The organism is Pseudomonas sp. KBS0710 (genome assembly GCF_005938045.2).
Classification (GTDB): Bacteria; Pseudomonadota; Gammaproteobacteria; order Pseudomonadales; family Pseudomonadaceae; genus Aquipseudomonas.
The window spans coordinates 1,732,614-1,746,104 of the sequence record NZ_VCCF02000001.1 but is presented as its reverse complement, the minus strand read 5'-3'; the positions used below and the strand labels follow the sequence as shown (position 1 = coordinate 1,746,104).

Annotated in this window: 14 protein-coding genes; 4 read left to right on the top strand and 10 right to left on the bottom strand. The window is 62.7% G+C overall.

Annotation, left to right across the window (positions count from 1 at the left end; translation table 11 throughout):
* Positions 1–10 precede the first annotated feature (10 nt).
* Entirely contained in the window at positions 11–550 is a 540-nt protein-coding gene (locus FFI16_RS08200) for a cytochrome b (protein ID WP_138814854.1), read from the bottom strand.
* Positions 547–1,629 carry a catalase family peroxidase gene (locus tag FFI16_RS08195; RefSeq protein WP_138814853.1) on the bottom strand — a complete coding sequence of 361 codons (1,083 nt, stop codon included), beginning with the start codon at positions 1,627–1,629 and terminating at the stop codon, positions 547–549. The genes FFI16_RS08200 and FFI16_RS08195 overlap by 4 nt, the downstream gene beginning before the upstream one ends.
* Positions 1,630–1,796: 167 nt before the next feature.
* Here FFI16_RS08195 and FFI16_RS08190 point away from each other — a divergent pair, with 167 nt between their 5' ends.
* Positions 1,797–2,303, top strand: a complete 507-nt coding sequence (locus FFI16_RS08190) for an RNA polymerase sigma factor (RefSeq protein ID WP_138814852.1) — start codon at positions 1,797–1,799, stop codon at positions 2,301–2,303.
* Complete coding sequence (locus FFI16_RS08185; RefSeq protein ID WP_138814851.1) at positions 2,300–3,037, top strand: anti-sigma factor; 738 nt, start codon at positions 2,300–2,302, stop codon at positions 3,035–3,037. The genes FFI16_RS08190 and FFI16_RS08185 overlap by 4 nt, the downstream gene beginning before the upstream one ends.
* Here FFI16_RS08185 and FFI16_RS08180 read toward each other — a convergent pair.
* Genes FFI16_RS08180 through FFI16_RS08150 form a run of 7 tightly spaced genes read right to left on the bottom strand, consistent with a single transcriptional unit; the run spans position 3,034 to position 9,375 of the window.
* Positions 3,034–4,023, bottom strand: a complete 990-nt coding sequence (locus tag FFI16_RS08180) for a spore coat protein U domain-containing protein (RefSeq protein WP_371923600.1) — start codon at positions 4,021–4,023, stop codon at positions 3,034–3,036. The two genes, FFI16_RS08185 and FFI16_RS08180, sit on opposite strands and share 4 nt — an antisense overlap.
* Before the next feature lie 16 nt (positions 4,024–4,039).
* On the bottom strand, positions 4,040–6,433 hold the full coding sequence (locus tag FFI16_RS08175; protein WP_138814850.1) for a fimbria/pilus outer membrane usher protein: 2,394 nt from the start codon (positions 6,431–6,433) through the stop codon (positions 4,040–4,042).
* A gap of 44 nt (positions 6,434–6,477) precedes the next feature.
* On the bottom strand, positions 6,478–7,263 hold the full coding sequence (locus FFI16_RS08170; RefSeq protein WP_138814849.1) for a molecular chaperone: 786 nt from the start codon (positions 7,261–7,263) through the stop codon (positions 6,478–6,480).
* Between the two features lie 26 nt (positions 7,264–7,289).
* Positions 7,290–7,790, bottom strand: coding sequence for a spore coat U domain-containing protein (locus FFI16_RS08165; RefSeq protein WP_138814848.1), 501 nt, complete (start codon positions 7,788–7,790; stop codon positions 7,290–7,292).
* A 5-nt stretch (positions 7,791–7,795) separates the two neighbouring features.
* Positions 7,796–8,329 (bottom strand): spore coat U domain-containing protein, encoded by a 534-nt coding sequence (locus FFI16_RS08160; RefSeq protein WP_138814847.1) that lies wholly within the window; start codon positions 8,327–8,329, stop codon positions 7,796–7,798.
* Positions 8,330–8,347: 18 nt separating this feature from the next.
* Positions 8,348–8,890: a spore coat U domain-containing protein gene (locus FFI16_RS08155; RefSeq protein WP_138814846.1), complete on the bottom strand. Its 543-nt coding sequence runs from the start codon at positions 8,888–8,890 to the stop codon at positions 8,348–8,350.
* On the bottom strand, positions 8,884–9,375 hold the full coding sequence (locus FFI16_RS08150; protein WP_178112727.1) for a spore coat U domain-containing protein: 492 nt from the start codon (positions 9,373–9,375) through the stop codon (positions 8,884–8,886). The genes FFI16_RS08155 and FFI16_RS08150 overlap by 7 nt, the downstream gene beginning before the upstream one ends.
* A 224-nt stretch (positions 9,376–9,599) precedes the next feature.
* Here FFI16_RS08150 and zapE point away from each other — a divergent pair, with 224 nt between their 5' ends.
* Positions 9,600–10,694 (top strand): cell division protein ZapE, encoded by a 1,095-nt coding sequence (gene zapE, locus FFI16_RS08145; protein WP_138814844.1) that lies wholly within the window; start codon positions 9,600–9,602, stop codon positions 10,692–10,694.
* A gap of 40 nt (positions 10,695–10,734) precedes the next feature.
* Positions 10,735–12,039, top strand: a complete 1,305-nt coding sequence (locus FFI16_RS08140; RefSeq protein WP_138814843.1) for a protein kinase — start codon at positions 10,735–10,737, stop codon at positions 12,037–12,039.
* 718 nt (positions 12,040–12,757) lie between these two features.
* Here FFI16_RS08140 and FFI16_RS08125 read toward each other — a convergent pair.
* Positions 12,758–13,465 (bottom strand): YebC/PmpR family DNA-binding transcriptional regulator, encoded by a 708-nt coding sequence (locus FFI16_RS08125; protein ID WP_083357900.1) that lies wholly within the window; start codon positions 13,463–13,465, stop codon positions 12,758–12,760.
* Positions 13,466–13,491: the final 26 nt, after the last annotated feature.

The window sequence follows — 13,491 nt, the reverse complement described above, 5'->3', positions numbered from 1 at the left end:
GCCCCCGGCATCAGCCTTTGGTGCCGGTCATGCTTTGCAGCACACCATCACGGCGAATCAGCCCGTGGAACAGCGCCGCCGCCAGGTGCAGCAGCACCGTCAGGAACAACAGGTAGGCCAAGTAGCCATGGGCCTTGCGCAGCAGCGCAAACAGCGGTGCATTGGCCGCTACCAATGCCGGCAATTGCACCGAACTGCTGAGCATCACCGGGTCACCGGCCGCCGAAATCATCGCCCAGCCCAGCAGCGGCAACACCAGCATCAGCGTATACAACAGCACATGGGACGCCTTGGCAGCCAGCGCTTGCCACAGTGGCAGGTCAGCCGGCAGCGGCGGTTGCCGGGTGGAAAAGCGCACCACCAGCCGCACGATCACCAGCGCCAGAATCGCGATACCCAGCGGCTTGTGCAGGTGAATCAGCCACTCGTGGCGCTCCGATACCGATGCCGCCATGCCCGCGCCGATAAACAACATGGCAATCACCATCAGCGCCATCAGCCAATGCAGCAAGCGCGCCAGCGGCGCGAAAAACCGTGGTTGGGCATTCATGGCTTCGACTCCTGAGGGGCACTGTGCAGCGGGCTGACTTCGCCGGCGCGGCGAACATAGGAACTGGCATAGGCCGCCGAGCGTGCAGCCAGCAGCGGGTCATTGGAGGCTTGGATACCACTGGGCAAAATCAGCGGGTCAAAGTTGATATCGCGGCAATCGCCGTCAGCTTGCGGCTGGCTGCTTTGCAGCACCAGGGTGCCGGCGTTGAGCACCTTGTGCTCGCCGGTCCAGGCTTTACTGGCGTCGTCCAGCGGGTCGCCGGGGTTGGCCAGGGTCATGCTCAATTGCCAACGCAACGGGCCTGCCGCCAAGCGCTGTACCAAGTCTTTTTCGAGGAAATCAGCACCGGATGGCGCGGTATCTCCCGCCGCATCCTGGCTTTGTGGCACCACGCCCCAACGCACCGCCTGGCGCTGGCCATCGGCATTTACCAGGTAAAAGGCATTGATGCCGTTGTAGGTTTCGGTCGCGTAACTGGCCGAGGGCTTGGCGGTCTTGACCCACGCCAGGAACGGCGCCGTCTCGGGGTGAACGGCAAAAAACGCCGGCATACTGGCCGGGTTCGGCTTGCCGGTGGTCGGCTCGGGTGCGCCGGCCTTGAGCATCTGGTAAAACGCCTCAGGCGTGCCCACCGGGAACACCGGCATGCTGTTCATCCCCGTGCGCCATTGCTGGCCGTTGGCCTGGCTGAACTGCAAGGCGAAACTGCGGATCGGCACACTGCTGTCCGGCGCGTAAGGATTGCCGCTGGGCAAGGCGAATCGACCGATCACCGGGGTTTTCGCCTCGCTGAACACCTGGGCACTGGAGTAAGCGCGCGCCTCGGGGCTGCTCTCGAAGTAACCGGCCACACACACGCCCTTGGCATGGTTACGCCGAAACCCAGGGTGTACTCCGTTATTGGTTTCCAAGGCATTAACCAGGGTTTTGGGACGCAGGCGCTGTGGGTCAAGCGTGCCGTTGACGTAGGCGAATGCCCCGGCAACGACCGCAACCACAGCACCGATACTGGCGAGCCTTGCAATCAGGCTCGCAGTACTCAACGGCGGACGAGGCGGTGATGAGTGATCTACCATGAAGTGACTCCAAGGCCAGAGGCCTAAGCTTGAAACATAAGGTCGGAGCATTAAGACGAACGCCGAATGGCTCTATTCCCATGCAGTAAATTTATTTTCCAAGCCGGGGAATAACCTTCAACGTCATACGTCTCTCAAGTCCCAGCGTAGCGACCAGCCAGATTCCCATGCACGAACTCGACGAACAGTTACGTGAACTCATCCCCAGAATGCGACGTTTTGCGCTGTCACTGACGCGCAACGCCAGCAGCGCCGACGACCTGGTGCAGTCCACGCTCGAACGGGCGATCATCAGTTGGGCCGACAAACGCCTGGAAGGCGACCTGCGTGCCTGGCTGTTCTCGATCCTCTACCGCCAGTTCCTCGACGCCCACCGGCGCAGCCGGCGTTATGCACGCATGCTTGAATTCTTTACCGGCCGCGACGATGCGCAACCCTCGGTGGAGCGCACAGTGATGGCCCAATCGACCCTGCGCGCCTTCGACCAACTCAACACCGAGCAACGGGCACTGCTGCTGTGGGTGTCGGTCGAAGGGTTGAGTTACAAGGAAGTCGCCGAGATCCTGGCGGTGCCGGTGGGCACCGTGATGTCGCGCCTGTCCCGTGCGCGCCAGGCCTTGCGGCAACTCAGCGAAGGCGAAATTACCAGCCCTGCCCTGCGGATACTCAAATGATCAGCCTGCCCCCCAGAGAACGCGATTTGCATGCCTACGTCGATCACCAACTGCCGGAGAGCGACCGTCGCGTGCTTGAAACCTGGTTGGCTGCCCACCCTGAAATGGCCGCCCAGGTGCATGCCTGGCAACAGGATGCACACGCCCTGCGCGCAGCCTTGAGCGGGACGTTGCAGCAACCGGCCAACCCCGACCTCGACCCGGCGCTGATTCGCCAACGCATTCGGCATCAATCGCGCCGCCACCTGGCCAGCGCCGCCGTGCTGCTGATCGCGGTCTGCCTCGGCGGCCTTGGCGGTTGGCACGCCCGCGAAGCGACCCAGCCACCGATGTTGCCAATGGCCGATGCCATGCAGGCGTTCCGCCTGTTTGCCCAGGACGGCATCATGCCCGCCGACTTCAGCGCCGACGATGGCGGCACTATGCAGGCGTGGCTGGATCGCTATTTCAACCAGGCCCATCGGCTGCCCGATTTGAGCCAGGCCGGTTTCAAGCCGGTGAGCGGGCGCCTGCTCACCACTGAGCAAGGTGCGGCAGCGATGGTGTTGTATGAGGATCAGCAAGGCCATCGCATCAGCTTCTATATCCGCCCGCCGGGACCGGAAAACGGCTTCCTGCCGCGTGGCAGCCGCAGCGCCGATGGGTTGCAGGCCGATTACTGGTCCGGTGGCGGGTACAACTATGCGATGGTCAGCCCGGTGGATCAGCCGGCTACGCACCTGCTGAAGTTCTAGAAGCCCACATCCAGCACCACATTATCAATGTAGGTGCCGCCCGGCGGCGTGGTTTGGTCGGTGTAGATCCTGGCGTTGTAGTTGAACACCTGGCTGCCGGTGCCCAGGCCGTTACCGGGGTTGATCTCGGCCGAGGAGCTGGCCCGTCGCGCTGCGCCCACACTGCCCCAGCGCGTGGTGCCGGCACTCATGAAGATGTCGTAGGCGAGGAAGTTACTGCCGGAAATCATCCGCCGCCGCCCGCCCACGCTCACCGGATTCTGCCCATCGCTGAGGCCGACGGTGTAGGCGCTGCCCTTGGTGCAGGCCACGCTGGCCTGGCCGTTGACGGTGGCAAAGGCGCTGACCACCGGCGCGCTGCCAAAGGCAATCGGTGGTGTGGTGATCTGGCAGTCGTTGACCACCGTCATGCTCACCGTCAGCGTGGTGGTGCCGTTGTTGATCTCACGGCCCAGGCAGATCCCGCCAATGCCAATGCCCGAGCAATAGTTCCAGTTCCAGAAAATACTCAAGGTCTCGCTGTACACCCCCGATGCCACGTTGCTGCCTAAGGTGGTGGCGAAGTACAGCGGCACGACTTTGGTGCCCGGCCCGAACACCAGGCCAAGGGAGGCAGCAATGCCGCCGCTGCCGCCAAAATCGAACGCGGTGCCGCGTGTCATCGGGAACGCCGTGGTGTTGTTGGCATAGATCGTATAGTTAATGACATCACCGGTCGGCCCCACCAGACCCCCTTGGGGCGAACCGCTGACAGTCGCATAAAAATGGTCATTGGAGGTCAGTACCGACAAAACCGCAGGCGTGCAGCTCAAGCCGGCGTTGGTGGTCGAACTGGGCTGGGAGGTGGTGCGCACGGTCATCGAACTCACCGTGGTGCCAAAGCTGGCCGGTACCGTGGCCACCACCGAGCACACGGCCTGCACCTGCGCCGACACGCCCAGGCCCGCCAGCAACACGCCCCGCAACAGCCATTCCTTGACCCGCACACGCACACTCCTTATGTCATTGGCACACCAGTGGCCCGATCAGTGGCACCTGGGCCTGGGTGGTATCCAGCTCAAACGTTGCCTGGCAGGTCTGGCCGTTACCCAAGGTGACTTGCAAGGTGTTATGGGCCGCCAGGTTTTCCAGGTACACCAGGCCGTCCCACCCCACCACCGCCTGCGCGCCGCTTTGCTCGTGCCGCACCTGGCTGCCCAGGGGCAAGTCCTGGTGCTGGGCGTCGACCAAGGTGATGCTCGCCGCGATCACCTGGCGCACCGGGAATTCCAGCAAGTAGCCACTGCCACGGCGCACGGCTACCCGTTGCTCGACGTTGGGCACCTGCATGTTGGATGGCAGGTTCAGTGGGTCGATCTCATATTTGGCGCGGTAGTAAGCACTGGTCCACGGCACCAGCAAGTGGCCGTTGCGATCGGTCTCGCCCACCACCTGGTTCTCGTAGCGCACCGGCACACCACTGACGCCGTCGGTGCTCACCACCACAAACGCATCGTTGACGCGGTTGGCGGCGAACACTTGATTGTCCATCCACACCAACGAGCCACTGGCGTCGGCCCAACGGGTTTCGGCGTCGCTGCTGCCGTACACGCCGGCTTGCAACTGCACCGACTGCAGGCGCCAGGTCAGGTCGGCCTGGCGATAAGCCGGCCCATCACCGCTGGCATAGCCCAGGTTAAAGCCCACGCCGCCTTCGGCCGGCACGGCTCGGCTGTAGTTGACCCGCTGCAGGCTCTCGCCGGTTTTACTGCGCTCGGTGCCCACGCTGAGGCTGCCGTACACGTCGAACGGCACCACCACCTGCGCCTGCACTGCCCAACTGCTGTCGCCCACTTCATGGTTGGCCGACAGGTAAAAACTGCTGTTGCGCCACAGCGGCTTGCTCCAGGTCAGGTTCACCAGGCGGGTACGCGAATCATCGGCTGCCTGCACATCGAAATAGCCGACGCCCAGGCTGCCAAAATTATTCAGGTTCAGACTCACCGTCGCCTGCTGGCTGCGCTTGCTGAGGCTGGCGTAAGGCGTATCGATCAGGCTCAAGTCGGCGTATTGCTCGCGGCGCTCGACCCGTTGATACGACAGGCTGTAGCGCTGGTTGCTGTATTGGTAGCCCAGGCTTAGTTGCTGGCCGGTCCGGCCGTCGTACTGGCTTTGGCTGACGGCGGTATTGAGCACGCCAAAGTTACCGACCCGCAGGTTACCGCCGACACCGCCCAGGGTCAGGTCATTCGAAGCTTCGGCATGGCTTTCGAGGGTAAACGCGTCGGAAACCCCATAGCGAAAGGTGCCGCTGGCCACGCCAGGGCCATAGCCAAAATCGCGCAAAGTGTAGTCGCGGCGCAAATTACCCGCCGCCACCGAGAAATCCGACAAGCCCTTTTGCAGCAGGGTACTGGTGACATAGAACGGCACCGTGGTCGACACCTGCCGGCCCAGCGCATCAGTAGTGACCACCACCGCCTCGCCGGCGCCGTTGATAAACGGCACGTTGGTCAGAGTGTACGGCCCCGGCTGCAGGTCGGCGCTGCTGGATTTATAGCCATTGATAAACAGGTCCACCGACGACGGTACCGCCGCCTCCCCGGCGAACTGCGGCAACGGATAGGTGACCAGGTCCGGGCGCACGCCAAAGTCGCGCGACAGTTGCACACCGCCCAGGCGCACCGAGGTGCTCCAGGGCAAGGCGCCGCTGATCACATCGCCCGCTTCATAGGTCAACAGGCGTTCATCGTCAGAGAATCGCCAAGTGGTGTCATAGCGTCGATAGCCATTGTCCAGGCTACTGCCGGCGGTTTCCCGGCCAATGGTGGTGCGGTATTGGCCGGTGTTGGACAACGTGCCCCAGGTATCGAATAGCCGCACTTCGTTGAAGATACCGAGGTAAGTGCCCGCATCGTCCGTGTCGTTCAGGTAGGCGTCATAATTGAGCAACGCGCCGAAACTGGTCAGTGCCTGGGTGCGTGGGTAGTTGTTGCGGTTGCCGATAAATTGCTCCGGCAGCCAGGCTGGCGGCACGCTCAGTATCAGGCGTTGGCCCTGGCTGTCGTAATCGGTGTGCAGGCCTGGAAAGCTCTCCAGCGCAACCTCGCCTGGCACATCCCCAGGCAACTTCACGCCAACCTCCTGCAACACCGACGCCGGCAAAAACAGCTGCCCGGCACGCTGATTGACGGCGACCACACGGCCGGTGTCCATCTGGTTGACCACCAGTTCCAGGAACAACTGCGCATCGGCAACAGCCTCCATACTGCTGGGCGGGGGCGGCAACGGCGCGGCAAAGCTCGGCGGCGCCAGCACCAAGCCAGACAAGCCGCCCACCACCCACACCGATCGCCATAGACATCGAGCCCGATCCTGGCTCACCAAGGCTTTGTGTCCATCAATGGACATCTCCATCCGTAGTTAACACCAGGGCCTACTCCATGCCCCGCCACACTGAGTCAGCGTCCCGGCGCGAGATTCTCCACTTGCGTTGCCCCATTGATGCGCACCTGCAACGGCTGATCGGCCGGCAAACCGTCTGGCACCGGCCAGCGCATGGTCGCGCCCGGCAGCACATAGCCCATCAAGCCTTCCACCAAGGGCCGCGGCTGGCCGCCCTGCTTGAACGTGGCATCCGTGAGGCGCGCATGCACGGCGCCCTGGTTGCGCATCTCGACGTAGTTGCGCCCGCCCACGCTGACTTTTTTCCAGCTCAGATCCGGCTTGCCGGCGGTTTTCGGATCGCGGTCTCGGGTGCCGTCAACCTTGCTCCACAGGCCCGGACCGTAGGCAAACAACGGCACCGAATAGCGCATCTGGAAGCGGATAGCAGCGGCGGTCTTGCCATCTGCCGGGGCCGGCGGCGGCGTGGCCGAAGGGATCTCATCGATGATGATGCGATAGGCCAGCTCCTGGCCGGGCGGCACTTCTTTGGTTCGGGTCAGGCGCACCAACTGCTTTTGCCCCGGCTCGATTTTCGCCACCGGCGGGCTGCCAATCACATCGCGCTGGTTCTGGTATTGTTCGTCAAAACCACTCTGGGTCCAGGCAAACACGCGGATCTGCAGGTTGGCGGTCTCGGTGCCGCGGTTCTCCAGCCACAGCGCGCTGGCCTGTTGGTCGGCCTCCAGCACCGGGTCGATCGGCCAGATCAGCACCGAACTGGCCGCCTGGACCTGCCCCGCCGCCAACATCAACAACCCACTCAAACCCGCTGCCCACCCGTGCCGGGAAGCTGCACACATAGATCTCACTCCTTATACCGAAAGCCTTACCACGACAGCTGCACCTGCAACGTGTCGCTGTACGTCCCCCCAGGCTGGTTACCCGGTAATTGCACTCGCCCATAAATCGGCAAGGTGATGTTGTTGGCGTTGCTGTACGCCACGCTCACGCTTTGGCTGATGCCCAGGCTCTGGCTGAACGCCGCGTCCCGAAACAATTGATATGCCACTTGGGCAGTGCCGCTATTGAGCTGCATCCGCCGTCCGCTGTTGTTATGCAACCCGCCATCGACACTCATGCTCAGCGCCACCCCCGGCGTGCATTGCAGGGTCACGCCGCCGGTCAGCGCGACAGAAGCGGTACTGGTGGCCAAGGCCGAATAAGTGCCGAACGCCAGGCTGCCGTAATTGCTGCCGCCGCCGACCACCAGGCAGCCCGGCGTGATCGTCGCGCTGACCTGGAACGACTGGCTGGTCACCGCCAACAGTGACAGCGGCATTCCCCAGCCAATGCACACCGCCAACGCCGCCCATCCTGACCGGCCCATCGCCTTTAGAACGTCAGGGTCACGTTAACCGTGTCGGTGTAAGTACCGGCCGGTAAGCCCGCCTTGCCATTGGCCTTGCCGTAGATATTCACGGCCTGGGCCACGCCGGTGCTCGGCGCCAGGTTGATCACCCCGCCGATGGCCAGCAGCGTCGAGTGGCCGCTGTCGGTGTAAAGGTCATACGGCACGTAGTTGGCCACCCCGTCATACAGCGCGCGGCCACCGCCCACGGACTGGCCGTCGTGGGCACCGGCAGACACCGTCAACGTCGGTGACGTACCCGCCGAACACAGGATCGACAACGCCCCGCCGCCGCCGCCCAGCACCTGGCCGTCAGCTTCGGTGAACAGGCTGTTGGCGGTACCGAAGTTCAAGTTACCGAAGCTCATCCCGCCAGTGGCTACGGCGCCGTTGACCTGGCAGCTGCTGGTGAGCACCAGGGTGGCGCTGACCGTACCGGCCACCGTCGCCGCCTGTGCGCCCGACACCCACACCAACGCCATCAATGGAAAAACCGCCTTCGCTATAAGTGCATGCATGATGTCCATCCTCATGGTTTACCAATCCAGAGTCACCGTCAGGGTGTCTGTGTAGATGCCGGCCGGTAAGGCCCTGGTATTCGCCACCACCGAGCCGAATACCGGGATCGGTACTTGTGTGCCCTTGGTTACGACGAAATTGCGTTGCTCGCCAATGCTGTAGCTGCGCCGGCCAAGTGGGTCAGCCGAGAGTTGATAGGGAATAGTCTGGCGCCCGTTACTCAGGCGCCTTGTAGTGCCGTCACCATGGGCACCGCCGTCGATGGTCACGGTGAAGCTGCTGACCACCGAGGGGTTGCAGGACACCGACAGCGGCGCATTGCTGCCATCGGTGACGCCCGCGCCCAAGGAGTTGCTCCACGTCGGGCCCTGGGTGCCGAAATCCAGTAACGCGCTACCGCCGGCGGGGCTCACCGGCGCACTCTCGATGTCTTTGCTCACCTGGCAACTGGCGGTAATCACCAGCCGTGCGTGGATCTGCCCGGCGACGGCCGCCTGGGCGTCATCGGCCAGCAGCAACAGCCCGCCCATGGCCACCAGGACCAAGCTGCGGCTTACCATGTGACGGTGACCTTGAGCAGGTCGGTGTAGCGACCGACCGCCGGGATGTCCTTGAGTGGCTCAATGCGCCCATACAGCGGCAGGTCGACACTGCCGGAGTCCGGCACGCGCCCACTCAGCGGCTCGTTGACCGGCAAGGCAATACGCCGCGCGGCGTCGGCATAAATTCGATAGGGAATCGGTTTGCTCGAAGGGGTTGCGGCACTCAGGTAGCGCACTTCGCCGGTGCCGCCATGCAGGCCGCCGTCAACGCGCAGTTGGTAAGGGGTGTCGGGGTTGCACTCCAGGCGCGGCTGGCGCTGGCTGATCAGGGCCGCACTCAGGGGCCCGGCCGGGTCATCCAGACGCGGGCCGCTGCCAAAATCCAATACGCCAAGTTGCTCGATGCCAGCACTGCGGGTAGTGCCCACCAGCTGGCAGCCCCGCTGCACGTCGATGCGCACCTCCACCTGGAGTTGCGCAGCGTAAACCGTGCTGCAGAGCATCGTGCCCATGACTGCCAAAACGCCTCGTCCCTTCACTGCCCCAAATCCTTGTACAGGGGTGACTGCTCTGTAAGAGGTTAGCCACAAAGGGCGAAACTGCCAGTCTGAGCCGGAGGGCGGGCGTAACATGCCTTTTCGAGATAGCAGGGGGCGCCGTTCTGTATTGGTCAAATCGACGTGAGCGCCCTAAAGTGGGCAACCACCGAAAGACAGAGTGACGTGCATTGGCTGTGCTATCCCTGATTCAGCGCCTTCTGGGTAAAAAAACCGCGTTGACCAGCGCCTCGACTATCCCGGCGTTCTTTGAAAACAAGGCCCACGACCAGGGCTATACCCTCAGCGCCGGCCAAACCCAGGCGATTGCCGCCCTCGCCCGCGAGACCCGACACCTGCTCGCCGGCCGGCCCACGCGCAGCCTGTACCTGCATGGCCCGGTGGGCCGTGGTAAAAGCTGGCTGCTCGATGGGTTTTTCCAGGCGCTACCGATTGCGCAAAAGCAACGCGTGCACTTCCACACCTTTTTTACCCGCCTGCACCAGGGCATGTTCCAGCACCGTGAACAGCACGACGCGCTGGGCGTGACCCTGGACGCGCTACTGGCCGATTGCCGGGTGCTGTGCTTCGACGAATTCCACGTCCACGATATCGGCGATGCGATGCTCATCAGCCGCCTGTTCAAAGCCTTGTTCCAACGGGGCGTGCTGGTGCTGGTGACCTCCAATTACGCCCCCGAAGGCCTGCTGCCCAACCCGCTGTACCACGAGCGCTTCAAGCCGGTGATCGACTTGATCGCCACGCGCATGCAGGTGCTGGAAGTCAGCTCGCCCGAGGATTTTCGCAGCTTGCCCCAGGCCCATGCCGAGCAGCGTTTCACCGGCGGCCAGTATGTCTGGCCGGGTAACGCCGCCCAGCGCGATGCCCTCGGGCTGCCCGCCACGCCTGGCCCGGCGCAAAGCTTGACGGTAGGCAAGCGCCAATTGCTCTGCCGCAGCCATCAGGCGCGCAGCATCGTGTTCACCTTCAACGACCTGTGTGAACAGCTCACCGCCGTGATGGATTACCTGTTGCTGTGCGAGGATTTCGACCACTGGATCATCGACGGCCTGCCCTCCTTGGCCGACTGCCCGATCGCCGTGCAACAGCGCTTTATCAACCTGGTGGACGTGCTCTACGACCAGGACAAACGCCTGACCCTGATCGGCCCGCAACCCTTGGCGCGCGCCCTGGAAGGCCAGGCCATCGACCTCGCCCGCACCGCCAGCCGGCTCAACCAATTACACACGGTGTGCCCGCAACCCGCGCCCGACCCGGTATCATGAGCGCCTTTTACGCCCACCTTGCCGAGTGACCGCGCCGTTCATGAATACCCTCGCCCAACTCAAGGCTGGCCAATTGGCCGGTATTACACGCCTGGACCTGTCTTGCGGGCTGACCGAATTCCCGTCGGAAATCTTCGCGCTGGCCGACAGCCTGGAAATCCTCAACCTCACCGGCAATGCCCTGAGCAGCCTGCCCGACGACCTGCATCGGCTGTCGCACCTGCGCGTGCTGTTCTGCTCGGACAACGCCTTCACTGAGCTGCCCACCTGCCTGGGCCAATGTGCCAACCTGAGCATGATCGGTTTCAAGGCTAACCAGATCAGCCACGTACCCGCCGCCGCGTTGCCGCCACAGTTACGCTGGCTGATCCTCACCGACAACTGCATCAGCCAGTTGCCCAGCGAGTTGGGCGAACGGCCATTGCTGCAAAAGCTGATGCTGGCCGGCAACCACCTGACGGACCTGCCCCACAGCCTGGTCAACTGCAAAAACCTCGAGCTGCTGCGCATCGCCTCCAACCGCTTCACCCAACTGCCACCATGGCTGCTGACGCTGCCGAGCCTGACCTGGCTGGCCTACGCCGGTAACCCGGTGGAAATGGCCGTAGAAGTGGCGAGCGATGATGCAACGCCGAATATCCCCTGGGCTGAACTGGAACTGGGCGAGGTGTTGGGCGAAGGCGCTTCGGGGATCATCCGCAAGGCGTTATGGAAGCCGCAAGCGTTGCCGGTCGCGGTCAAACTCTACAAAGGCACGATCACCAGCGACGGCTCGCCGCTGCATGAAATGCAGGCCTGCATCGCCGCCGGGCTGCACCCGAACCTGATCAAGGTGGAGGGGCGCGTGGTTGGCCACCCGGATGACCAAGCAGCCCTGGTGATGGACCTGATCGACCCGAGTTACCGCAACCTCGCGGCCTTGCCGAGCCTGGCGTCATGCACCCGCGATATCTACGCGACGGGCACACGCTTCAGTGCTGAAGTAGCTTTGCGCATGGCACGCGGCATCGCCTCGGTGGCGGCGCATCTGCACCGGCACGGCATCACCCATGGCGACCTGTACGGCCATAATATCCTGTGGAATGCGGCGGGCGACTGCTTGCTCGGGGACTTTGGCGGGGCGTCGTTCCATGCAACGGCGGACACGCTGGAAACCAGGGCGTTGCGGCGCATTGAAGTGCGTGCATTCGGGGTGTTGCTGGGGGAATTGCTGGAGCGGGTAGACGAAGGCTTCGACAATGAAGCGCTGGTGGCGCTGCAACAAAGCTGCTGCCAGCCCGATGTGTTAGCGCGCCCGAGCTTTGAAGAGATCGAAGCGCTGCTGCAATCGCTGCCACACCACTAAACAATGTTGGAGCTGGCTTGCCTGCGATAGCATCAACTCTGTGTACCTGATGTACCGAGGTGTCTGCATCGCAGGCAAGCCAGCTCCCACAGAAAAGCAGCTTTTCAGTGCATGCAAATCCGCAGCCGACCTCATATTCAAAAATGCATGCGATCAACTGTGGGAGCGGGCTTGCTCGCGAATGCGGTGGGTCAGTGACAGATGAGTTGACTGACCCACCGCATTCGCGAGCAAGCCCGCTCCCACATTTAGACCGAGTTACACCAGGTAGACAGGCTTTTGCTTTGCACTTGATCTGGCTCTTGCTTCAACCACTCAGGTCGGCTTTCAGGCCGCCGTGCTGTAGATCTTGATCTTGATCTGCTTTTGATCTCAGACGCCCCGTTAACCACGATGGCCGAACGCAGGCTTGAATCCGTGGGTAACCCGGCAGGACGCCGGGTTAGCCGCGCTGGGCCAAGGATGGCCCATCGCGGCGGCCCACGGATTCAAGCCGGAGTGAGGGCACACCGAGCATTAGCGAGGTGCCAAGTGGTGGGGCACAGACCTTTTGGTTACTTTTGGCTGGGCCGGCATTCCGGGCGTTTGCCAAAAGTGACCCGCCGTCAGGGCGGAACCCTAACCAGCCATCACCGCAGCAACGGATATGTACACCAACAAACCGCCACAGCAGGCAACCCAGCTCACACATTTTTGCCTGCCTTTATTCAGCTATAAATCAGCCAGCCAACCCAACGAACATATCCTGCACGTCATCATGGTTGTCCAACCCTTCCAGGAAGGCTTCAACCTCAGCCATCTGCTCATCGGTTAAACCGCTTACCGGGTTCTTCGAGAGGTAGCCCAGCTTGGCCGACAACACCGTGAAGCCCTGCTCCGGCAGGGCTTTTTGCACCGCGTCGAGGTCGGTGGTTTCGGTGATGAACAAGGTGCTGCCTTCTTCTTCGCCATCTTCAAAATCCTGCGCACCCGCTTCAATGGCGGCCATTTCAGGGTCGGCATCCGGGCTGTCCGGCGAGGCTTCGATCAGGCCGACGTGGTTGAAGTCCCACGCCACGGAACCGGAAGCGCCAAGCTGGCCCTTACGGAACGCCACGCGGATTTCCGCCACGGTACGGTTGATGTTGTCGGTCACGCATTCAACGATCAACGGCACCTGGTGCGGGGCAAAACCTTCGTAGGTCACGCGGTGGTACTGCACGGTTTCGCCGAGCAGACCGGCGCCCTTCTTGATCGCGCGTTCCAGGGTTTCCTTGGGCATCGAGGCCTTTTTGGCCTGTTCTACCACCAAACGCAGGTGGGCGTTGGTCGCGGTGTCGGCGCCGTTGCGGGCGGCGATGGTGATTTCTTTCACCAACTTGCCGAAAATCTTGCCCTTGGCATTGGATGCCGCTTCTTTATGTTTGACTTTCCACTGTGCGCCCATGACTCACTCTCTTCTATCCATCGCGC

Excerpts from the sequence above, each read along its gene's own strand:
- FFI16_RS08155 (WP_138814846.1), bottom strand. The coding sequence starts at position 8,890 with ATGGTAAGCCGCAGCTTGGTCCTGGTGGCCATGGGCGGGCTGTTGCTG.
- FFI16_RS08195 (WP_138814853.1), bottom strand. The coding sequence starts at position 1,629 with ATGGTAGATCACTCATCACCGCCTCGTCCGCCGTTGAGTACTGCGAGC.
- FFI16_RS08150 (WP_178112727.1), bottom strand. The coding sequence starts at position 9,375 with ATGCTCTGCAGCACGGTTTACGCTGCGCAACTCCAGGTGGAGGTGCGC.
- FFI16_RS08175 (WP_138814850.1), bottom strand. The coding sequence starts at position 6,433 with ATGGAGATGTCCATTGATGGACACAAAGCCTTGGTGAGCCAGGATCGG.
- FFI16_RS08200 (WP_138814854.1), bottom strand. The coding sequence starts at position 550 with ATGAATGCCCAACCACGGTTTTTCGCGCCGCTGGCGCGCTTGCTGCAT.
- FFI16_RS08160 (WP_138814847.1), bottom strand. The coding sequence starts at position 8,329 with ATGCATGCACTTATAGCGAAGGCGGTTTTTCCATTGATGGCGTTGGTG.
- FFI16_RS08165 (WP_138814848.1), bottom strand. The coding sequence starts at position 7,790 with ATGGGCCGGTCAGGATGGGCGGCGTTGGCGGTGTGCATTGGCTGGGGA.
- FFI16_RS08125 (WP_083357900.1), bottom strand. The coding sequence starts at position 13,465 with ATGGGCGCACAGTGGAAAGTCAAACATAAAGAAGCGGCATCCAATGCC.
- FFI16_RS08185 (WP_138814851.1), top strand. The coding sequence starts at position 2,300 with ATGATCAGCCTGCCCCCCAGAGAACGCGATTTGCATGCCTACGTCGAT.
- FFI16_RS08170 (WP_138814849.1), bottom strand. The coding sequence starts at position 7,263 with ATGTGTGCAGCTTCCCGGCACGGGTGGGCAGCGGGTTTGAGTGGGTTG.
- FFI16_RS08190 (WP_138814852.1), top strand. The coding sequence starts at position 1,797 with ATGCACGAACTCGACGAACAGTTACGTGAACTCATCCCCAGAATGCGA.
- FFI16_RS08140 (WP_138814843.1), top strand. The coding sequence starts at position 10,735 with ATGAATACCCTCGCCCAACTCAAGGCTGGCCAATTGGCCGGTATTACA.